Annotated in this window: 26 protein-coding genes and 1 tRNA gene; 20 read left to right on the top strand and 7 right to left on the bottom strand. The window is 61.7% G+C overall.

The window, feature by feature from the left end; translation table 11 throughout:
- The first annotated feature begins 451 nt into the window (after positions 1 to 451).
- From JAO85_RS07300 to JAO85_RS07210, 19 genes are all read left to right on the top strand, one after another.
- Positions 452 to 2,047, top strand: a complete 1,596-nt coding sequence (locus JAO85_RS07300; protein ID WP_202787795.1) for a glycerol-3-phosphate dehydrogenase/oxidase — start codon at positions 452 to 454, stop codon at positions 2,045 to 2,047.
- A 422-nt stretch (positions 2,048 to 2,469) separates the two neighbouring features.
- The gene (rplN, locus tag JAO85_RS07295; RefSeq protein WP_003050500.1) at positions 2,470 to 2,838 is read left to right on the top strand and encodes a 50S ribosomal protein L14; all 369 of its coding nucleotides are present in this window, start codon (positions 2,470 to 2,472) and stop codon (positions 2,836 to 2,838) included.
- A 12-nt stretch (positions 2,839 to 2,850) separates the two neighbouring features.
- Positions 2,851 to 3,168: a 50S ribosomal protein L24 gene (rplX, locus tag JAO85_RS07290; protein ID WP_003068411.1), complete on the top strand. Its 318-nt coding sequence runs from the start codon at positions 2,851 to 2,853 to the stop codon at positions 3,166 to 3,168.
- 10 nt (positions 3,169 to 3,178) lie between these two features.
- A complete protein-coding gene (gene rplE / locus JAO85_RS07285) occupies positions 3,179 to 3,718 on the top strand; it encodes a 50S ribosomal protein L5 (protein ID WP_003050507.1) in 540 nt (179 codons plus the stop codon).
- 8 nt (positions 3,719 to 3,726) lie between these two features.
- Entirely contained in the window at positions 3,727 to 4,032 is a 306-nt protein-coding gene (gene rpsN, locus JAO85_RS07280) for a 30S ribosomal protein S14 (protein ID WP_003050509.1), read from the top strand.
- Between the two features lie 20 nt (positions 4,033 to 4,052).
- Entirely contained in the window at positions 4,053 to 4,448 is a 396-nt protein-coding gene (gene rpsH / locus JAO85_RS07275; RefSeq protein ID WP_003050510.1) for a 30S ribosomal protein S8, read from the top strand.
- Positions 4,449 to 4,472: 24 nt separating this feature from the next.
- A complete protein-coding gene (gene rplF, locus JAO85_RS07270) occupies positions 4,473 to 5,006 on the top strand; it encodes a 50S ribosomal protein L6 (protein ID WP_003068417.1) in 534 nt (177 codons plus the stop codon).
- Positions 5,007 to 5,017: 11 nt separating this feature from the next.
- Entirely contained in the window at positions 5,018 to 5,383 is a 366-nt protein-coding gene (gene rplR, locus JAO85_RS07265; RefSeq protein WP_003050513.1) for a 50S ribosomal protein L18, read from the top strand.
- Between the two features lie 15 nt (positions 5,384 to 5,398).
- Positions 5,399 to 5,920: a 30S ribosomal protein S5 gene (gene rpsE, locus JAO85_RS07260; protein WP_003050515.1), complete on the top strand. Its 522-nt coding sequence runs from the start codon at positions 5,399 to 5,401 to the stop codon at positions 5,918 to 5,920.
- Positions 5,921 to 5,934: 14 nt separating this feature from the next.
- The gene (gene rpmD, locus JAO85_RS07255; protein WP_003050517.1) at positions 5,935 to 6,117 is read left to right on the top strand and encodes a 50S ribosomal protein L30; all 183 of its coding nucleotides are present in this window, start codon (positions 5,935 to 5,937) and stop codon (positions 6,115 to 6,117) included.
- An 11-nt stretch (positions 6,118 to 6,128) separates the two neighbouring features.
- Positions 6,129 to 6,560, top strand: a complete 432-nt coding sequence (rplO, locus tag JAO85_RS07250; protein ID WP_003050519.1) for a 50S ribosomal protein L15 — start codon at positions 6,129 to 6,131, stop codon at positions 6,558 to 6,560.
- A gap of 24 nt (positions 6,561 to 6,584) precedes the next feature.
- Positions 6,585 to 7,898 (top strand): preprotein translocase subunit SecY, encoded by a 1,314-nt coding sequence (secY, locus tag JAO85_RS07245; protein ID WP_003050520.1) that lies wholly within the window; start codon positions 6,585 to 6,587, stop codon positions 7,896 to 7,898.
- Between the two features lie 118 nt (positions 7,899 to 8,016).
- The gene (rpmJ, locus tag JAO85_RS07240) at positions 8,017 to 8,130 is read left to right on the top strand and encodes a 50S ribosomal protein L36 (RefSeq protein WP_003050535.1); all 114 of its coding nucleotides are present in this window, start codon (positions 8,017 to 8,019) and stop codon (positions 8,128 to 8,130) included.
- A 22-nt stretch (positions 8,131 to 8,152) separates the two neighbouring features.
- Positions 8,153 to 8,518 carry a 30S ribosomal protein S13 gene (gene rpsM, locus JAO85_RS07235; protein WP_003068424.1) on the top strand — a complete coding sequence of 122 codons (366 nt, stop codon included), beginning with the start codon at positions 8,153 to 8,155 and terminating at the stop codon, positions 8,516 to 8,518.
- 17 nt (positions 8,519 to 8,535) lie between these two features.
- Positions 8,536 to 8,940, top strand: a complete 405-nt coding sequence (rpsK, locus tag JAO85_RS07230; protein ID WP_003050538.1) for a 30S ribosomal protein S11 — start codon at positions 8,536 to 8,538, stop codon at positions 8,938 to 8,940.
- Positions 8,941 to 9,029: 89 nt separating this feature from the next.
- Complete coding sequence (gene rpsD / locus JAO85_RS07225) at positions 9,030 to 9,653, top strand: 30S ribosomal protein S4 (RefSeq protein ID WP_003068426.1); 624 nt, start codon at positions 9,030 to 9,032, stop codon at positions 9,651 to 9,653.
- 112 nt (positions 9,654 to 9,765) lie between these two features.
- Complete coding sequence (gene rpoA / locus JAO85_RS07220) at positions 9,766 to 10,764, top strand: DNA-directed RNA polymerase subunit alpha (protein WP_003050542.1); 999 nt, start codon at positions 9,766 to 9,768, stop codon at positions 10,762 to 10,764.
- Positions 10,765 to 10,895: 131 nt separating this feature from the next.
- The gene (gene rplQ / locus JAO85_RS07215) at positions 10,896 to 11,279 is read left to right on the top strand and encodes a 50S ribosomal protein L17 (protein WP_003050544.1); all 384 of its coding nucleotides are present in this window, start codon (positions 10,896 to 10,898) and stop codon (positions 11,277 to 11,279) included.
- 40 nt (positions 11,280 to 11,319) lie between these two features.
- Positions 11,320 to 11,396 (top strand) — tRNA-Met (locus JAO85_RS07210).
- Between the two features lie 72 nt (positions 11,397 to 11,468).
- On the opposite strand, the gene JAO85_RS07205 is transcribed toward JAO85_RS07210, so the two are convergent.
- Entirely contained in the window at positions 11,469 to 11,795 is a 327-nt protein-coding gene (locus JAO85_RS07205) for a hypothetical protein (protein ID WP_012840088.1), read from the bottom strand.
- A gap of 268 nt (positions 11,796 to 12,063) precedes the next feature.
- On the opposite strand from JAO85_RS07205, the gene JAO85_RS07200 reads away from it, so the two are divergent.
- On the top strand, positions 12,064 to 13,569 hold the full coding sequence (locus tag JAO85_RS07200) for a DASS family sodium-coupled anion symporter (protein ID WP_003068430.1): 1,506 nt from the start codon (positions 12,064 to 12,066) through the stop codon (positions 13,567 to 13,569).
- Positions 13,570 to 13,578: 9 nt separating this feature from the next.
- Here the strand turns inward: JAO85_RS07200 and JAO85_RS07195 are convergent, their stop codons facing one another.
- Genes JAO85_RS07195 through JAO85_RS07170 form a run of 6 tightly spaced genes read right to left on the bottom strand, consistent with a single transcriptional unit; the run spans position 13,579 to position 19,515 of the window.
- Positions 13,579 to 14,169 carry an alkylhydroperoxidase domain protein gene (locus tag JAO85_RS07195; protein WP_202787794.1) on the bottom strand — a complete coding sequence of 197 codons (591 nt, stop codon included), beginning with the start codon at positions 14,167 to 14,169 and terminating at the stop codon, positions 13,579 to 13,581.
- Positions 14,166 to 14,861: a CMD domain protein gene (locus tag JAO85_RS07190; protein WP_039050166.1), complete on the bottom strand. Its 696-nt coding sequence runs from the start codon at positions 14,859 to 14,861 to the stop codon at positions 14,166 to 14,168. The genes JAO85_RS07195 and JAO85_RS07190 overlap by 4 nt, the downstream gene beginning before the upstream one ends.
- Positions 14,858 to 15,976 (bottom strand): putative FMN-dependent luciferase-like monooxygenase, encoded by a 1,119-nt coding sequence (locus JAO85_RS07185; RefSeq protein WP_202787793.1) that lies wholly within the window; start codon positions 15,974 to 15,976, stop codon positions 14,858 to 14,860. Before JAO85_RS07185 ends, JAO85_RS07190 begins: the two co-directional genes overlap by 4 nt.
- Positions 15,957 to 17,642, bottom strand: coding sequence for an ABC transporter ATP-binding protein (locus tag JAO85_RS07180; protein WP_202787792.1), 1,686 nt, complete (start codon positions 17,640 to 17,642; stop codon positions 15,957 to 15,959). Before JAO85_RS07180 ends, JAO85_RS07185 begins: the two co-directional genes overlap by 20 nt.
- Positions 17,639 to 18,571: an ABC transporter permease gene (locus tag JAO85_RS07175; RefSeq protein ID WP_202787791.1), complete on the bottom strand. Its 933-nt coding sequence runs from the start codon at positions 18,569 to 18,571 to the stop codon at positions 17,639 to 17,641. The genes JAO85_RS07180 and JAO85_RS07175 overlap by 4 nt, the downstream gene beginning before the upstream one ends.
- Positions 18,568 to 19,515, bottom strand: coding sequence for an ABC transporter permease (locus tag JAO85_RS07170; protein ID WP_202787790.1), 948 nt, complete (start codon positions 19,513 to 19,515; stop codon positions 18,568 to 18,570). Before JAO85_RS07170 ends, JAO85_RS07175 begins: the two co-directional genes overlap by 4 nt.
- Positions 19,516 to 19,541: the final 26 nt, after the last annotated feature.

Genomic DNA, 19,541 nt, shown 5'->3' with positions numbered 1-19,541 from the left:
GTGAAGAGCTCTATAGGGGAGAGCGCCAGCCGCAGCGGGCAGTGCAGGGATTGTGAGCGAATCCAAACGAACCTCTAATAGGGTGATTTTCTATGGAATTGCCCGGTAAAAAACAAAAATGAATCCACGCCGAGTCTGAAGTCTGACAGCAAGCTGCGGTTATATGTCATCGTGGCGAGTTGTTGCAGCAGTAACAATTGGCGCTGCAAGAAGAATGCAGTTCATGCATTGAGAGTGTGCAAGCGCGCCGATTGCCGATGCTGCGGCCTGACAGGGGTGGCGCTGGGCTAGTGGTTTTGGCTTGAATCGCGCAAAAACGAATCGATATTTGGGATTTGCAATGCACTAAAAGCGAAAAAGAGCGAAAATATTCGATCTGAAATTTGTTCTTTGCTGTGCGCGTCTCATCGCTGGATGATGGCGGCGCGGCGATCACCGCAGAAGTCGTTCCATGAACCAGTCCACTCAACCCTTGGCTACAACGCGCGCACAACTGCTGGAGCGCCTGACGCAGACCGAAAGCTTCGATCTGGCCATCGTGGGCGGCGGTGCCACGGGGCTGGGCGTGGCGGTGGATGCGGCGGCGCGCGGCTTCAAGGTCGTGCTGCTGGAGTCGCTGGACTTCGCCAAGGGCACTTCCTCGCGTGCCACCAAGCTGGTGCACGGCGGCGTGCGCTATCTGGCGCAGGGCAATATCTCCCTCGTGCGCGAAGCACTGCACGAGCGCACGACCCTGCTGCACAACGCACCGCATCTGGCCCAGCCTCTGGCCTTTGTGATGCCCTCGTACAAGCTGCTGGATACGCCGTTCTACGGCATCGGCCTCAAGATGTACGACGCGCTGGCCGGCAAGGCCGGCCTGGGGGCTACCGAATTCCTCTCCAGCGCCAAGACCGTGAAATACCTGCCGACCGTGCAGCAAAAAGGTCTCAAGGGCGGGGTCAAGTACTGGGATGGTCAGTTTGACGATGCGCGTCTGGCGCTGGCGCTGGCGCGTACCGCAGCGGCCAAGGGCGCTTTGCTGATCAATTACTGCCCGGCGGAAAAGCTGATCTACGAGGGTCAGCAGATTGCCGGCCTGATCTGCCGCGATGCGGAATCGGGCCGCAACTTCACCGTGCGCGCCAAGTGCGTGGTCAATGCCACGGGACCATGGGTGGATCTGTTCCGCCAGCAGGATGCCGAGGCCCAGGGCAAGCCCGTCAAGCCCATGGTGGCGCCCAGCCAGGGCGTGCACGTGGTGGTGGACCGCGAGTTCCTGCCCACGGAACATGCGCTGCTGATCCCCAAGACGGCCGATGGTCGCGTGCTGTTTGCCGTGCCGTGGCTGGGCAAGGTCATTTTGGGAACCACCGACACGCCGCGTCACGATCTGGCGCGCGAACCCCTGCCTTTCCCCGAAGAGCTGGACTTCATTCTCGGCGAGGCCGGCAAATATCTGAATCGCCAGCCCACCCTGGCCGATGTGCGCAGCATGTGGGTGGGCCTGCGCCCCCTGGTCAAGCCGCAGGACGATGACGGCGAGAACACCAAGAAGATCAGCCGCGAGCACACGGTGATGGCCAGCAAGACCGGCCTGGTGACCGTCACCGGCGGCAAATGGACGACGTACCGGGCCATGTCCGAGGATGTGCTGGCCGAATGCTTCCAGATCGGTCGTCTGCCCAGCCGTCCTGCCGGGGTGACCGTGAACCTGCCCCTGGTCGGTGCGCCGGCCGAGGCCGCAGTCACGCACAGCATGAACCAGAGCCAGGGCCTGCACTCCTACGGCACGGATGCTGCCGCCGTGGCTGCGCTGCCTGGTGCGCAGAACTGGCTGATGGACGGTCTTTCCGAGGCCATGGTGCGCTTTGCCGCCCGCTTCGAATACGCGCGCACCGTCGAGGACATGCTGGCGCGCCGCAGTCGCCTGCTCTTTCTCGATGCCCGCAAGGCTGCCGAGATCGCGCCCCGCGTGGCGGCCATCCTGACCGAGGAGCTGGCCCAGGATGTGCAGCTCAACGACTTCCTGGCCCTGACCCGCCAATATCTGCCCGCCCAGGGCTGATCCGCGCGGCCGCCCTGCGGGGCGTGGCGTACGGGCAACAGGCTGTGGTCCGCAGGTCTTGCGAAAATGTGAGCTGTCAGCGCTTTCTGTCTGTTGATTTCAGATGGATTATTCTTTGAAATCAATGCTCTAAGAGCGCTATGCGCTATTGTTTTGGTTGCAAGTGCGAAAGGCCTGTCTGCCAGGCTTTGCGCCAGTGAAATCAGTGCGGGTATTGCAGGCTAAACGCTTGACGCACAAAGGATTTCCTGCGACAATCTCCTGCTTCACGTTTAAAAGCGTGGAACTTTCTGCCCAGCGGGAAGCCCTCCGGAATGGTCCGGAAGGTGGACGACGGGCCCAAGACTGACCGGCTGCTTGATCAGCCCTTGAGAAGACTCTGGGGCTGTCGAGCGTTGCTGGAGCAAGTTGGGAATATTGAAATGATCCAAACAGAATCTCGGTTAGAGGTTGCCGACAACACCGGCGCGAAGTCTGTTCAGTGCATTAAGGTGCTGGGCGGTTCTCATCGTCGCTACGCAAGTGTTGGCGACATCATCAAGGTGAGCGTCAAGGAAGCAGCTCCTCGTGGTCGCGTCAAAAAAGGCGAGATCTACAGTGCTGTGGTGGTGCGCACCGCCAAGGGCATCCGTCGTGCAGACGGTTCGCTCGTGAAGTTCGACGGCAATGCCGCCGTGCTGCTGAACGCCAAGCTGGAGCCTATCGGCACCCGCATCTTTGGCCCCGTGACTCGTGAACTGCGTACCGAAAAGTTCATGAAGATCGTGTCGCTGGCCCCTGAAGTTCTCTAAAGGAATAGCACCATGAACAAGATTCGCAAGGGCGACGAAGTTATCGTGCTGACCGGCCGTGACAAGGGCAAGCGTGGCGTGGTTTCTCTGCGCAAGGATGACTCCCACGTGATCGTGGACGGTGTCAACCTGGTCAAGAAGCACACCAAGCCTAACCCCATGAAGGGCACCACCGGCGGTATCGTGGAAAAGGCCATGCCTATCCACCAATCCAACGTGGCTATCTTCAATGCAGCGACCGGCAAGGCCGATCGCGTGGGCATCAAGGTGAACGCCGACGGCACACGTGTTCGCGTGTTCAAGTCCAATGGCGCTGAAATCGCCGCCTAAGGAGTAACACATGGCACGACTGCAAAAACTCTATCGCGAAAAGATCGCGGCTGAACTGAAGGAAAAGTTCGGCTACACCTCCGCTATGGAAGTGCCCCGTCTGACCAAGATCACTCTGAACATGGGTGTGAGCGAAGCCGTGGCCGACAAGAAGGTGATGGACAACGCCGTGGCTGACCTGACCAAGATTGCTGGTCAGAAGCCTGTGGTGACCAAGGCCAAGAAGGCTATCGCTGGTTTCAAGATCCGCGAAGGCCAAGCTATCGGCTGCATGGTGACCCTGCGTGGCGTTCAGATGTACGAATTCCTGGACCGTTTCGTGACCGTGGCTCTGCCCCGCGTGCGTGACTTCCGTGGTATCTCGGGTCGTTCGTTCGACGGTCGCGGCAACTACAACGTTGGCGTCAAAGAACAAATCATCTTCCCCGAAATCGAGTACGACAAGGTGGACGCTCTGCGTGGTCTGAACATCAGCATCACGACAACAGCGAAGAACGACGAAGAGTGCAAGGCACTGCTCGCCGCTTTCAAATTCCCCTTCAAGAACTGAGGTGGCGCATGGCTAAAGTAGCAATGATTCAGCGCGAACTGAAGCGCGAAAAGCTGGCAGCCAAGTATGCTGCCAAGTATGCAGAACTGAAGGCAATCGCCGGCGACGTGAAGCGTTCCGACGAAGAGCGCGACGCCGCTCGCCTGGGTCTGCAGAAGCTGCCCCGTAACTCGAACCCCACTCGCCAGCGTAACCGTTGCGAGATCACTGGCCGTCCTCGCGGTACCTTCCGCCAATTCGGTCTGGGTCGTGCCAAGGTGCGTGAATTGGCCTTTGCTGGCGACATCCCCGGTGTCACCAAGGCCAGCTGGTAAGCAAGCAGGAGAGATTAAACATGAGCATGAGTGATCCCATCGCTGACTTGCTGACCCGCATCCGCAATGCACAACTGGTCTCCAAGGCCACTGTGTCGGCTCCTTCCTCCAAGGTGAAGGTTGCCATCGCACAAGTGCTGAAGGAAGAAGGCTATATCGACGGCTTCGAAGTGAAGTCCGAAGGTGGCAAGTCCGAACTCGAAATTACCCTGAAGTACTACGCCGGTCGCCCTGTGATCGAGCGTATCGAACGTGTGAGCCGTCCCGGCCTGCGCGTGTACAAGGGTCGTCACGCAATTCCTCAGGTCCAGAACGGCCTGGGTGTGGCCATCGTCACTACTCCCAAGGGCGTGATGACTGATCGCAAAGCACGTGCTGCCGGTATCGGCGGTGAAGTGCTGTGCTATGTGGCCTAACGGACATTAAGGAGAAATACTGAAATGTCTCGCGTAGCAAAAGCTATTGTGACCATCCCCGCAGGTGTGGATGTGTCCATCAACGCTGAAACCATCAAGGTCAAGGGCAAGGGCGGCGATCTGTCGCTGGCTCTGAACGGCCTGGTGACCATCGGCAACAACGACGGCAAGCTGTCCTTTGCTCCCGCCAACGATTCCCGTGAAGCTGACGCTCTGGCCGGTACCATCCGCCAGCTGGTCAACAACATGGTCAAGGGCGTGACTGAAGGCTTCGAGAAGAAGCTGACGCTGATTGGCGTGGGCTACAAGGCCGCTGCACAAGGTTCCAAGCTGAACCTGGCTGTGGGCTTCTCGCACCCCGTCAACTTCGAGATGCCTGCCGGCATCACTGTCGCTACCCCCACTCCGACTGAAATCGTGATCAAGGGTGCTGACCGTCAAGTGGTCGGTCAATTGGCTGCTGAGATCCGTGCCGTTCGTCCTCCCGAGCCTTACAAGGGCAAGGGCATTCGCTATGCGAATGAGAAGGTCGTGATCAAAGAGACCAAGAAGAAGTAAGGAGCTGCATGATGTTGAACAAGAAAGAGCAGCGTCTGCGCCGTGCCCGTCAGACTCGCATCCGCATTGCCCAGCAAGGCGTTGCACGTCTGAGCGTGAACCGCACCAATCTCCATATCTACGCCTCCGTGGTTTCGGAAGACGGCACTACCGTGCTGGCTTCGGCCTCCACTGCAGAAGTCGAAGTGCGTTCGCAACTCGGCGCCGCTGGCAAGGGTGGCAACGTGGCCGCCGCCACGCTGATCGGCAAGCGCATTGCTGAGAAGGCTAAGGCTGCTGGCGTTGAGAAAGTGGCTTTCGACCGCGCCGGTTTTGCATACCACGGCCGCGTGAAGGCTTTGGCAGAAGCCGCTCGCGAAGCGGGCCTGCAGTTCTAAGCGGAGCGGATACAAATGGCTAAATTTTCCCCCAAAGTGCAAGACGAAGGTCGTGACGACGGTCTGCGCGAAAAAATGATCGCGGTCAACCGCGTCACCAAGGTTGTGAAGGGCGGTCGTATTCTCGGCTTCGCTGCACTGACCGTGGTTGGCGACGGTGACGGTCGCGTTGGCATGGGTAAGGGCAAGTCCAAGGAAGTGCCTGCTGCCGTGCAAAAAGCGATGGAAGAATGCCGTCGCAACCTGATGAAGGTTGCACTCAAGAGCGGCACCATTCACCACTCGGTGAAGGGCCATCACGGCGCTGCCAAGGTCGAGCTGCACCCAGCTCCCAAGGGTACCGGCATCATCGCTGGCGGCCCTATGCGCGCTGTTTTTGAAGTGGTGGGTATCACCGACATCGTGGCCAAGAGCCACGGTTCGTCGAACCCCTACAACATGGTTCGCGCAACTTTCGACGCTTTGAAGAACTCCACGACCCCTGCGAACGTGGCAGCAAAGCGCGGCAAGTCGGTCGAAGACATCTTCACCGCCTGATCGGAGTCCAGCACATGACAACACAACAAACTGTCAAGATTCAGCTGGTTCGTAGCCCCATCGGCACCAAAGAGTCGCACCGTGCGACTGTGCGTGGCCTGGGTCTGCGCAAGCTGAACAGCGTCAGCGAACTGCAGGACACTCCTGAAGTGCGCGGCATGATTAACAAGATCGCCTACTTGGTGAAGGTTCTCTGAAAGGATTGATGATGGAACTCAATAGCATCAAGCCTGCAGACGGCGCCAAGCACGCCAAGCGTCGCGTGGGTCGTGGTATCGGTTCTGGTCTGGGTAAGACTGCCGGTCGCGGTCACAAGGGTCAGAAGTCGCGTTCGGGTGGCTACCACAAGGTGGGCTTCGAAGGCGGTCAAATGCCTCTGCAGCGTCGCCTGCCCAAGCGTGGCTTCAAGTCGCATCTGCTGAAGTTCAATGCAGAAGTGACCCTGTCCGAGCTGGATAAGCTCGGCCTGGCCGAAGTCGATCTGGCTGCTCTGAAGCAAGCCGGTCTGGTTGGCTCTATCGCTAAGGTCGTGAAGATCATCAAGAGCGGTGAACTGACTAAGGCTGTCAAGCTCAATGGTATCGGCGCTACCGCCGGTGCCAAGGCTGCCATCGAAGCTGCCGGTGGCAGCATCGCCTGATTAAAGTTCTGAAAGAAGACATCCGTGGCTACTAGCGCAGCTCAAATTGCAAAGACTGGAAAATTCGGCGACCTGCGTCGTCGTCTGGTTTTTCTGTTGCTTGCGCTGGTCGTATACCGCATCGGGGCGCATATCCCCGTTCCGGGCATCGACCCAGCGCAGCTGCAGCAGCTGTTCTCTGGCCAGCAGGGCGGCATTCTCAATCTGTTCAACATGTTCTCGGGTGGAGCGCTCTCGCGCTTCACAGTGTTCGCACTGGGGATCATGCCGTACATCTCGGCATCGATCATCATGCAGCTCATGACCTACGTGGTCCCGACATTCGAGCAGATGAAAAAGGAAGGTGAAGCGGGTCGTCGCAAGATTACCCAGTACACCCGCTATGGCACTCTGGGCCTGGCGCTGTTTCAGTCCTTGGGAATTGCTGTTGCCCTGGAAAGCTCCGCAGGCTTGGTTCTGAACCCTGGTTTTGGCTTCCGCATGACTGCGGTGGTCAGTCTCACGGCCGGTACCCTGTTCCTGATGTGGCTCGGTGAACAGATCACTGAACGTGGTCTGGGCAACGGTATCTCGATACTGATCTTTGGCGGTATCGCCGCAGGCCTGCCGAGCTCCATCGGCGGTCTGCTGGAACTGGTGCGCACCGGTGCCATGAGCATTCTGGCGGCAATCTTCATTGTTCTCGTTGTGGCAGCCGTGACGTATTTCGTCGTGTATGTCGAACGAGGTCAACGCAAGATCTTGGTGAATTACGCACGCCGGCAAGTCGGCAACAAGGTGTACGGTGGTCAGTCTTCGCACTTGCCACTGAAGCTGAACATGGCAGGTGTGATTCCTCCCATCTTCGCTTCGTCGATCATCTTGCTGCCCGCTACGGTGGTGAATTGGTTCAGTGCAGGAGAATCCATGCGCTGGCTGAAGGATATTGCGAGCACGTTGACCCCTGGTCAGCCAATCTATGTCATCCTTTATGCTGCCGCGATCATTTTCTTCTGCTTCTTCTATACGGCCCTGGTTTTCAACAGCCGGGAAACTGCCGACAACCTGAAGAAGAGTGGCGCTTTCATCCCCGGGATTCGTCCTGGCGAACAGACAGCCCGCTACATTGACAAGATTCTGGTTCGCCTGACCCTGGCTGGCGCGATCTACATTACCTTCGTGTGCTTGTTGCCCGAATTCCTGATCCTGAAGTACAACGTTCCGTTCTACTTCGGTGGTACATCGTTGCTGATCATTGTGGTCGTGACAATGGACTTCATGGCGCAAGTGCAGAACTACGTGATGTCGCAGCAATACGAGTCGCTCCTGAAAAAAGCGAACTTTAAGGCTGGTATTTGATGACAAGGCTGCCCAAGGGGGCAGCCTGCCAAAAGTTAGTAGACGCCCATCGATCTATCGCGGGCATTGTTTCCAGGTCGATAGGCCGATAGTGGATGGAAAGTTTTAGGAGAAAAGAATGAGAGTTTCGGCTTCGGTCAAGAAAATCTGCCGTAACTGCAAGATCATCCGCCGCAAAGGTGTTGTGCGCGTGATCTGCACTGACCAGCGCCACAAGCAGCGCCAAGGTTGATTGAAAGCATTAGAGGACTAATATGGCACGTATTGCTGGCATTAACATCCCGCCGCACAAGCATGCTGAAATCGGCCTGACTGCCATCTATGGCATCGGTCGCACTACAGCTCGCAAGATCTGCGAAGCATGCGGTATCGAGTATTCCAAGAAGGTCAAGGACCTGACGGACGCTGATCTGGAAAAGATCCGTGACTTCCTGAATCCCATGACTCTGGAAGGTGATCTGCGTCGCGAAACCACGATGAACATCAAGCGCTTGATGGACATCGGTTGCTACCGCGGTTTCCGTCATCGTCGCGGCCTGCCCATGCGCGGTCAACGTACCCGCACAAACGCCCGTACTCGCAAGGGTCCGCGCAAGGGTGCTGCGGCTCTGAAGAAATAAGAGATTGAAAGATCATTATGGCTAAGTCTCCCGCAAACAACGCAGCTGCTCGCGTTCGCAAGAAGGTCCGTAAGAATATTTCTGACGGCATCGCGCACGTGCACGCTTCGTTCAACAACACGATCATCACCATCACCGACCGTCAAGGCAACGCTCTGTCGTGGGCTTCGTCGGGTGGCCAGGGCTTCAAGGGTTCGCGTAAGTCGACTCCCTTTGCTGCTCAGGTTGCTTCGGAAGTGGCCGGTCGTGCTGCTATCGAACAGGGCATCAAGAACCTGGAAGTCGAAATCAAGGGTCCCGGTCCTGGCCGTGAATCCTCGGTTCGCGCCCTGGGTGCTCTGGGTATCCGTATCACTTCCATCTCGGACGTGACTCCGGTTCCCCACAACGGCTGCCGCCCTCAAAAGCGTCGTCGTATCTAATTTTTTATCAAGCCCACCGCCGCCCAGGTGCATTTGCATCGCGGGCGGCTCCCGTGTTTGCGCACGGTAGATGACACAAAGGAAATCAAGTGGCACGCTATATTGGCCCTAAGGCAAAACTCTCCCGCCGCGAAGGCACCGATCTGTTCCTGAAGAGCGCACGTCGCTCCATCGCAGACAAGGCAAAGTTCGACACCAAGCCTGGTCAGCATGGCCGCACTTCCGGTCAGCGCACTTCCGACTACGGTCTGCAACTGCGCGAAAAGCAGAAGGTCAAGCGCATGTACGGCGTGCTGGAGAAGCAATTCCGCCGCTACTTCGAAGCTGCTGACCGCAAGCGTGGCAACACTGGTGCCAACCTGCTGTCGCTGCTGGAATCGCGTCTGGACAACGTCGTGTACCGCATGGGCTTCGGCTCCACTCGTGCTGAAGCACGTCAGCTGGTGTCGCACAAGGCTATCACTGTGAACGGCCAGTCCGTGAACATTCCTTCTTTCTCCGTGAAGGAAGGCGACGTGGTTGCCCTGCGTGAAAAGTCCAAGAAGCAAGCTCGCGTGGTCGAGGCTCTGCAACTGGCTGCTCAAGTGGGCTTCCCCGCATGGGTTGAAGTGTCTGCTGACAAGGCAGAAGGTACTTTCAAGAAGTCTCCTGACCGCGATGAATTCGCAGCTGACATCAACGAATCCCTGATCGTTGAGTTGTACTCGCGTTAATCTTTAGCAGCGACATTTCTGTAAACCGTCCCCACGGCGCGAGGCATCGCGCCGTGGGTGCTTCACCAGCCTTACCGGTGTAACGAGCCGAGGGTATTGAGAGGAAGTCTGCATGCAAACGAATTTGCTGAAGCCCAAGACAATCAATGTCGAGCAACTTGGTCACAACCGTGCCAAGGTTGTTCTGGAGCCGTTTGAGCGTGGCTACGGTCATACGCTGGGCAATGCCCTGCGCCGTGTTCTGCTCTCCTCCATGGTGGGTTACGCAGCGACGGAAGTGACGATTGCTGGGGTGCTGCATGAGTACTCCTCCATCGACGGTGTCCAGGAAGATGTGACCAACATCCTGCTGAACCTCAAGGGTGTGGTGTTCAAGCTGCACAATCGTGACGAAGTCACCCTGAGCCTGCGCAAGGATGGCGAAGGTGTTGTCACTGCCCGTGACATTCAGACCCCCCACGACGTAGAAATCGTCAACCCTGATCATGTGATCGCCCATCTGTCGCAAGGCGGCAAGCTGGACATGCAGATCAAGGTGGAAAAGGGCCGCGGCTATGTGCCCGGCAACGTGCGCCGCTACGGTGACGAATCGACCAAGTCGATCGGCCGTATCGTGCTCGACGCTTCGTTCTCGCCCGTCAAGCGCGTGAGCTACGCTGTCGAATCCGCACGTGTGGAACAGCGTACCGATCTGGACAAGCTGGTTCTGGAAATCGAAACCAACGGTGCCATCACCGCTGAAGACGCAGTGCGTGCATCCGCCAAGATCCTGGTGGAGCAGCTGGCAGTGTTTGCCCAGCTCGACGGTGGCGATATCGCCAGCGTGTTCGACGCTCCTGCCGGTGGCCGCGGCGCTGCCACGTCGTTCGATCCCATCCTGCTGCGTCCTGTGGACGAGCTCGAGCTCACCGTGCGTTCTGCCAACTGCCTCAAGGCAGAGAACATCTACTACATCGGTGACCTCATCCAGCGTACCGAAAACGAGCTGCTCAAGACTCCCAACCTGGGTCGCAAGTCGCTCAACGAGATCAAGGAAGTTCTGGCTTCCCGCGGTCTGACTCTGGGCATGAAGCTTGAAAACTGGCCACCCGCTGGCCTGGAAAAGCGTTAATTGCTACAATAGAGGACTTTGCTGGAGTTGATCCGGCAAAGTCCAAGTGCCTCGGGCAGTACCTGATACGGCTGCCTGATTTAATTTAGAAAAGATCTCCGGATAAAAACGGGGAGCAAAGGAAAAGCACCATGCGTCACGGCAACGGCCTCCGCAAACTGAACCGCACTTCTGCACACCGCAAGGCAATGCTGCAGAACATGATGAACTCGCTGATCGAGCACGAAGCAATCAAGACCACGGTCCCCAAGGCCAAGGAACTGCGTCGCGTCATCGAGCCCATGATCACTCTGGCCAAGGTTGATACCGTGGCTAACCGTCGTCTGGCTTTCGACCGCCTGCGCGACCGCGACAGCGTGACCAAGCTGTTCAACGTGCTGGGTCCCCGCAACGCTCAGCGTCCCGGTGGCTACACACGTATCCTGAAGATGGGCTTCCGCGTGGGCGACAACGCTCCCATGGCCTATGTGGAACTGGTCGAGCGCGCTGAAGAAGCCGCTGCAGCAGCTGAATAAGCCAGGGCAGGCTGCAAAGCCTGCTATAATTTGGAAATACCGCGCGATGGAGCAGTCTGGTAGCTCGTTGGGCTCATAACCCAAAGGTCGGAGGTTCAAATCCTTCTCGCGCAACCAAATTGAAAAGGTCACGACATTGTCGTGACCTTTTTTTTGTCCATTTTCCATTGAAGGGCGGCGGCGCTGGTATCAGCTCGTCATACCTCCCGGCGCTGTGCCCGAGCGCCGGCTCAGATGCTCGCGCACCCGGCTGGCAATCACCTGGGCGATTTCCGGGCTCAGTACCTCGCTGATATGCAGTACCTCGGTGTAGTGCAGATAGAGCAGGCCGCGCAAGGTCCTGAATGCCGTCTCATGCTCGGCACCGCAGATGCCGGCATCGTTGGCCAGCACGCGTTCGACGGCACCGGGGTCGAGCAGCCGGATCTTGCAGATAGCAGCCTGATGCAGTATCGCTAGATCTATTTCTTCAAGGCGGCTTTCCCATTCATCGGGCAGGAATCGGTTCGCTGGCATTTAGAGTGTCTCTCCTGCTGAATCCATGGGCATGTGCCCAATGCTTGAATACTGACACGTACGAGGTCTTGCCATCGGTTTTGCTTCTGCAAGTCTTGCCGTCGATCAAACTTTGGCAACGTAAAAGTCGGCCTGGAGTCGAAGCCATGCGGCACTGCATCATGATGCCAGTCTGTGACCCGAGCGCCAATGTCCGTCGGGGACTCCTGGCTTTTGCTGAGCTGAGGTATGGTGTCTCGATGCGCTGCAGGTAAAGAAAAGGACTTCTATGTTCGAGAAGATCGTCTCGATGTTCCGTTACTTCAAATCGGCCGTTCCGTTTCGGGTCGTGCCTGCACTGATTTCCACCCTGGTGCTGACCGGTCTGCTGCTGACGCCGGTACCTGCGGGACTGGACAGCAAGGCCTGGCAACTGGTGGCCATCTTTCTGACGACCATCGTGGCGATCATCCTCAAGGTCATGCCCATAGGCGTGATGGCATTGATGGCGATTGTCATCGTGTCGCTGTCCCAGGTCACCTCCAGTTCGTCCAAAGGTGCGATCACGGATGCGCTGAGCAGCTTTGCGAATCCCCTGATCTGGCTGATCGTGGTGGCGGTTCTGATATCGCGCGGTCTCAAGAAGACGGGGCTCGGCAACCGCATCGGATTGCTGTTCATTGCGCTGATGGGCAAGCGCACCATAGGCATAGGTTACGGACTCGCGATCTGCGAGCTGGTACTGGCCCCGTTCACGCCCAGCAACACGGCACGCGGCGGCGGCATCGTGCATCCGATCATGAAGTCCATCGCCAATGCCTTTGAATCGGATCCGGCCAAGGGAACGCAAGGCAAGGTCGGGACCTATCTGGCGCTGGTCAACTACCATTCCAATCCGATCACCTCGGCGATGTTCCTGACCGCGACGGCGCCCAATCCGCTGGTCGTGGACCTGGTGGCCAAGGCCACGGGTCAGTCCCTGCACCTGAGCTGGACAAGTTGGGCTCTGTACATGCTGCTGCCAGGGCTGCTGTGTCTGCTGTTGATGCCGCTGGCGATCTATCTGCTGTCGCCACCCGAACTCAAGGCCACGCCCAATGCCGTGGAGTACGCGCGCGCCGAGATGGCAGGCATGGGCCCGCTGTCAGGCAAGGAGCGCGTGATGCTCGGCACCTTCGGCGTGATGCTGCTGCTATGGGCGAATGTGCCGCAAATGCTGTTCGGCCCGGCGTTCACGCTGGACCCGACCGTGGTGGCTTTTCTCGGTTTGTTCGCCCTGATCATCACGGGGACCATCGATTGGGATGATGTGCTGTCCGAGAAAAGCGCCTGGGACACCCTGATCTGGTTCGGTGCCTTGGTCATGCTGGCCGAGCAGCTCAACAAGCTCGGTGTGGTCGCCTGGTTTGCCGAGGGCTTGAAGAGCGCCATCGTCGCCAGCGGCCTGGACTGGCTGCCCGTGGCCGCCATTCTGGTGGGCGTTTTCGTCTTCTCGCACTATCTGTTTGCCAGCACCACGGCCCATATCAGCGCCATGATGCTGGCCTTTCTGACCGTGGGCGCGCAACTGATCCCGGCTGACTACGTCGTCCCCTTCATGCTGATGATGACGGCCGGTTCGGCCATCATGATGACGCTGACGCACTACGCGACCGGCACTTCACCCATCATCTTCGGCAGCGGCTATGTGACTCTAGGTGTCTGGTGGCGCGTGGGGGCTGCGATGTGCGTGCTGGAGTTGCTGATCTTCGCTGTCGTCGGCAGCGCCTGGTGGAAGTTGCTGGGGCTGTGGTGAGCCGCGCTGTCAGCTGCTCGTGCACAGGGGCTCGCCCAGAGACAGCATGAGCCGGTTGGCCCAGTTGAAGAAGGCAGTGCCCTGCAGCGCATCGGAGATGGCCGCGTCATCCAGGCCGGCGGCGCGCAGCGCATCGATATGACTGGACTCCAGTGCGGGCGGCGTCTGCGTCAAGGCCACGGCGGCGGCGACGATGGCGTTCCAGCGCGGGCCCAGATCGCTGCCCGGACCTTCATCGAGCAGGCGCTGCACATCGGCGGCGCGTTGCGAGAAATGCGTGGCAAAGCGCGCATGTACCGAAGCGCAGTAGATGCAGCCATTGGTGCGTGAGGTTGCAGCTGCTGCCAGTTCGCGCTCGGCGCGCGGCAGGCCGGCATCGGGGTTGTAGAAGATGTCCTTGTCGGTGCGCGTGCGTGCTCCCAGCGTGTCGGGGTCGCGCGCCAGCAGCCGGAAATAGGGTGAACGCGCGCGCGCCGCGTCCACCAGGCCTGCATGGTGGCGCTCGCTCAGCTCGCTCTCCTGCAGCGGAGCTATCCATGGCTGCCAGTCGAGCTGTTCCTGGGTGAAGACCTGGGGGGAGGTGTTGTGCGTGGTGCTCATGGCTGGGCTTGCAGGGCGAGGGTGGAAGATGCCGTGGTGACTGCAGCTCGTGCGCCAAGCACGCGCAGCCCCGCCACGAGGCGGATCTGGAAGGACAGGAAAGAGGCGAGCTGGGACAGGATGACGATATCGGTCTCGCTCCAGCCGGCCTGCTGCAGCGCCAGCAAGGCCTGGGCACTCGCATCGCGTGGGTGGTAGGCCAGCAGATGGGCATGGGCCAGCGCGGCGCTCAGGCGCGGGCCCAGCAAAGCCGCATGGGCCGGGTCCACAGCGTAGCTGGGGCCGCTCTGGTCCTCGCGGCTCAAGGGGCCGGCCGGATAGATCCCGTAGGGACCGTGCGGGCCGCTGCCGGGCTGCAGGCTGGCAGCGCGCCCGCGCACCACTTCCGAGCTCACGGCATCGGCCAGATCGGCATCCTCGCCCGCCAGGGCGCGTGTGTAGAAGGCCGTGCTGCGAGGCTCGCCGTGTAGGCCTGCCGTGAAGGCGGCCAGCGTCAGGCGCTCGCGCAGCGAGACGGTTCCTGCAACCGGCTCGGCGGGGGTGAACAGCGCGGCAAAGCTTTGCTGGGCCTGGGTGCGTGCCTCGCTACGGTGGCGGCGCACCTGATCGAGCGTGCTGCCGGCAGCGATATCGGCGAGATGGTCGATCACATCTTCGGGAAAGCGGGTCTGTGCGGTATTGCTCATGGTCATGCGGCTTGAAGCAGTTCGGTCCGGACTGGGGGTTGGGAAGCGTCGGCGGGGGCCTCGCTGCGGCGCCAGCCCAGAGCCGGCGCCACGACGGCTGCTGTCAGCTCGATGGAGCGCAGAATGGCCTGGTGCGGCGGGTCGATGGAGTGGACCTGGAACACGATGTCGCTGGCTTGCGCCAGCGCCGTGTCGGCGCGCAGCGAGGCGATCACCTCCTCGGGCGTGCCCACATGCACGTCGTAGGCTTCAATGAGCTGCTGTAGCGGCGCCTGCGGATCGACGCGCGTTGCCCATTGCGTGGAGGAGGTTGAGGCCAGGGCCGCATGGCGCTGGGCCGAGCGGCGCAGACCGGCTTCGGCCCATTCCAGTGCCTGGGCGCGCTGGTCGGAAACCAGCAGGGTGCGCGAAGCCAGGATGCGCGGTGCGCGTCCTGCGGGCAGGGCCGCGAGATAGGCTTCGATGATGGGGTTCTGTATCTCGGACAGCGTGGCCCGGGGGCGGCCTTCGGGTCGGGGCTGTGTGCGCGAGAGCATCAGGCCGTCCCTGTTGGCACCGGCGCGTGCCCCGCCTTCGACCGAGAACGTGGCCTGCCAGACGCGCTCCAGCAGCTGCGGGGCTGCGGGGTACAGACGCACGCCGCCTGCCAGCTCGCGCCCGGCCCAGGCATCCCTCAGCACGGCGAAGTTGCGCGCAAAGACCGCGCCGCGCTCGCTGCCTGTGACGCCGAAGGCCTCGAAGGACTCCGCTGTGCCGCCCGTGCCAAGGCCCACCTCGAGGCGGCCGTCCGAGAGCAGGTCCAGCACGGCCGCATCCTCGGCCACGCGCAGCGCGCTTTCCAGCGGCAGCGTGACCACGCCCGTGCCCAGGCGGATGCGCCGCGTGTGTGCCGCCACATGCGCGAGAAAGACAAGGGGCGAGGGCAGGCCGCCCTCGCTTTCATGGAAATGATGCTGGGCGATCCAGGCCGAGTCGAAGCCCTGGGCTTCGGCATGGGCGATCTGCTCGGTGACCAGGCGGTAGCGTTCGCCGGCCGGTACCTCATCGAGCAGGCGGCTGAAGAAGCCCAGGCGCGGGGCAGGGCGCACGCGAGCAAGAGTGTCAGGCGGGGTGGGGGACAAAATCAATGCTCCTTTTGCCGGGAATGGCGTCCATGAGTTCGCGCGTGTAGTCGCTGGTGGGGCGCAGGAACACGTCCTCGACGCTGCCCGCGTCCACCACCTTGCCTGCGCGCAGCACCGACACCGTGTCGGCGATCTGGCGCACCACGGCAAGGTCGTGCGAGATGAAGAGATAGCTCAGGCCGAGGTCCTGCTGCAGCTGCGCGAGCAGGGCGAGGATCTGGGCCTGCACGGTCACGTCCAGGGCCGAAACGGCCTCGTCCAGCACCACCACCTCCGGTTGCAGCACCAGGGCGCGTGCAATCGCCACGCGCTGGCGCTGGCCGCCCGAAAGCGCATGCGGGCGCCGTTCGAGCACGGCGGCAGGCAGGCCCACGCGCTCGAGCATGTCAAGCACGCGCTGGCGGCGCTCCTGGGGCGGCAGCGGCTCGAAGTTGAGCAGCGGCTCCTCGATGATGTCGAAGACACGCTGGCGCGGGTCCAGCGAGCTGAACGGGTTCTGGTAGACCAGCTGGACCTTGCGCCGCAGCTGGCGCAGGGCCTCGCCGCGCAGGCCCGTGAGTTCGGCGCCGGCGATGCGGATGCGACCCGATGTAGGGCGTGCCAGGCCCACGATGTCGCGTATGGTCGTGGTCTTGCCCGAGCCCGACTCGCCGACGATGGCATGCGTGGAGCCCCGGCGCAGGCGCAGCGACACGCCGTCCACGGCGCGGAAAATGCCGCGCCCCTGGCTGGGGGCATGGAAGTCGTGAACCAGGTCCTCGACCTCGATGGCCCAGTCCTCGGTGGCAATCGCCGTCTCAGGCGGTGTGCGACGGGGGGCGGGCGTGAGCGAAGGTGCGTCCGACAGCAAGCGGCGCGTATAGGCGCTTTGCGGATGGCGCAGAAGCTCCAGTGTCGGGCCTTGTTCCTGGATGCGACCGCCCTGCATGACGATGAGGCGATGCGCGCGGTCGGCCGCCACGCCCAGGTCGTGGGTGACCAGCAGCACGGCGGTGCCGGTTTCGCGGCGCAGCTCGTCGATCAGATCCAGGATGCGCCGCTGCACCGTGACATCCAGCGCGCTGGTGGGCTCGTCGGCGATGATCAGCGCAGGCCGCAGCGCGATGGCGATGGCGATCAGCACACGCTGGCGCATGCCGCCCGACAGCTCGTGCGGATACTGGCGCGCCCGCAGGGTGGGCTGGGACAGGCCCACGCGGGTCAGCAGGTCGATCACGCGCGCCTCGATGGCAGAGCGGTCGCGCAGGCCGTGAATGCGCAGGATTTCGCCGACCTGGTCGCCCACGGTGCGCACGGGGTTCAGCGAGGTGGTCGGGTCCTGGGGCACCAGGCTGAGCACGCGGCCGCGAATGCTGTTCCAGCGCGCGGCGCCCCAGTCCGAGACCTCGATGCCTTGCAGCCGGATGCTGCCTTGCTCGCGGCGCCCGTTGTCGGCGAGCAGGCCGATCACGGCCTGGGCCGTGGTGGTCTTGCCCGAGCCCGATTCGCCGACCAGGGCCACGACTTCGCCGGGCGCCACGGAAAACGACAGGCCGTGGACCACGCGCTGTTCCTGGCCGCTGTGGTCGCGGTAGGCGATGACCAGGTCCTGGACTTCGAGCAGAGGGGCGGTGGCTGAGGCAGGGATTGCCGTAGCGGGGCGGTCTTGCAGCAGGGTGCTCATGCCGGCCTCCGCGCGAAGGAGGCGCCGATGCGGTTGGCGGCCAGAACCACGGCCACCACGACCAGGCCCGGCGCCGTGGTAAGCCACCAGGCGGTGGCGATATAGTTGCGCCCTTCGGCGATCAGCAGACCCCATTCGGGCGTGGGCGGCGGTGCGCCGTAGCCCAGAAAGCCCAGCGTGGAAATCGACAGGATGGCCGAGCCGAACTGCAGCGCGGCCAGGGCCACCACCGAGGTCAGCGAATTGGGCAGCACATGGCGCCACAGCACGGCGGCAAAGCGTCCGCCGCTGCCGAAGGCGGCCTCCACATAGTCCGAGCGGCGCACGCGTACCACTTCGGAGCGCACCAGGCGCGCGAAGCCGGCGACGGATGCCACCCCCACGGCGATGGCCGCATTGATGGTGCCAAAGCCCAGCAAGATGATGATGGTCAGCGACAGCAGCAGCGAGGGCACGGCCAGCAGCACGTCTACGAAGCGCATCAGCGCATCATCGACACGGCCGCCCGTGGAACCGGCCAGCAGGCCGATCAGCGTGCCCGCCACCAGGCCCACGGCCACGGCCAGGAAAGCGCCCGACAAGGAGTGCACCGAGCCATGCACCACGCGGGCCCAGAGATCACGCCCCAGCGCATCCGTGCCCAGCCAGTGCGCGAGGCCGGGCTCCAGCAACTGCTGGCCGGCCTGGCCGACGACGGGATTCTGATGCGCAAACCAGCCCGGAACCAGGGCCCACAGCGCGGCCGTGGCAATCACCAGCCAGGCCAGGGCCAGCGTGGGCGACAGACGCCTGAGTCTTTGCAGATCGATCAGGACGGGGCGCTGGCTTTTTGCGGCCGGTGCCGATGGGGGCACCAGCCTGGGCGCTGCGGTCGATGCGACGCCGGATGCCAGTGGCTTGGGAATGGCGGTCGAGACGGCGGTGTTCATGCCCGGTTCTCCACAGAATGACGCAAACGAGGATCGAGCAGCGGGTAGAGCAGGTCCACGGCGAGGTTGATGAGCACGAATGCGGCGGCCGAGACCACGACCACGGCCTGGAGCACGGCCGTGTCCTGATTGCCCACGGCCTGCTGGGTCAGCGTGCCCAGGCCGTTGAGACCGAACACGGCCTCGGTGACCACGGCGCCGGCCAGCAGCTCGCCGAACAGCACGCCGGCAATCGTCAAGGTGGGCAGCAAGGCATTGCGCGCCACATGGTGCAGCAGCACCCAGGGGCGAGAAGCGCCCTTGGCGCGCGCCACGGCCACAAAGGGCTGGGCCAGCACGTTGTCGATATTGCGCAGCAGGATCTGGGCCAGCGGCGCCGAAATCGGGACGGCCAGCGTCAGCGTGGGCAGGACCAGGCCTTCCCAGGGGCCGGGATTGATGACGGGAATCCAGCCCAGACGGAAGGACAGGACCTGGATCAGCATGATGCCCAGCCAGAAAGCGGGCACGGAGACAAAGACCGAGGGCAGGGCTTGCAGGGCATTGCGCAGCCAGGCCAGAGGCGCGAGGCTGGCCGCAGCCGCCAGAGCGATGGCCAGCAGCGCCGCCGTGGAAAAGCCCAGGGCCGCGAGGCGCAGCGTGGGCGGCAGACTGGTGGCAAGGCCCTGGCTCACGGGCACGCCGGCCTGCAGCGAGTAGCCGAAATGGCCCGTGAGGAACTGAGCCAGCGTATGCAGGTATTGCTGCCAGACGGGCTGGTCGGCGCCATAGGCGGCGCGGATGTCGGTGATTTCCTGCGGGCCCAGGCCCAGCTCGGGGTTCAGGAACTTGATCAGCACGGCATCGCCCGGCAGCAGCTGCAGCAGGATGAAAGAGGCCGTGAAAGCCGCCCACAGCACCAGGGCGGCCTGTGCGATGCGGCCAAGCAGATAGTGGCGTGGCATGGGTGCGCCTCCTTGGTCGCTCGCGC

The organism is Comamonas sp. NyZ500, from assembly GCF_016772095.1.
Lineage (GTDB): Bacteria > Pseudomonadota > Gammaproteobacteria > Burkholderiales > Burkholderiaceae_C > Comamonas > Comamonas thiooxydans.
Note: the sequence above shows the minus strand (reverse complement) of the source record. Positions and strands in the feature narration are given on the sequence as shown.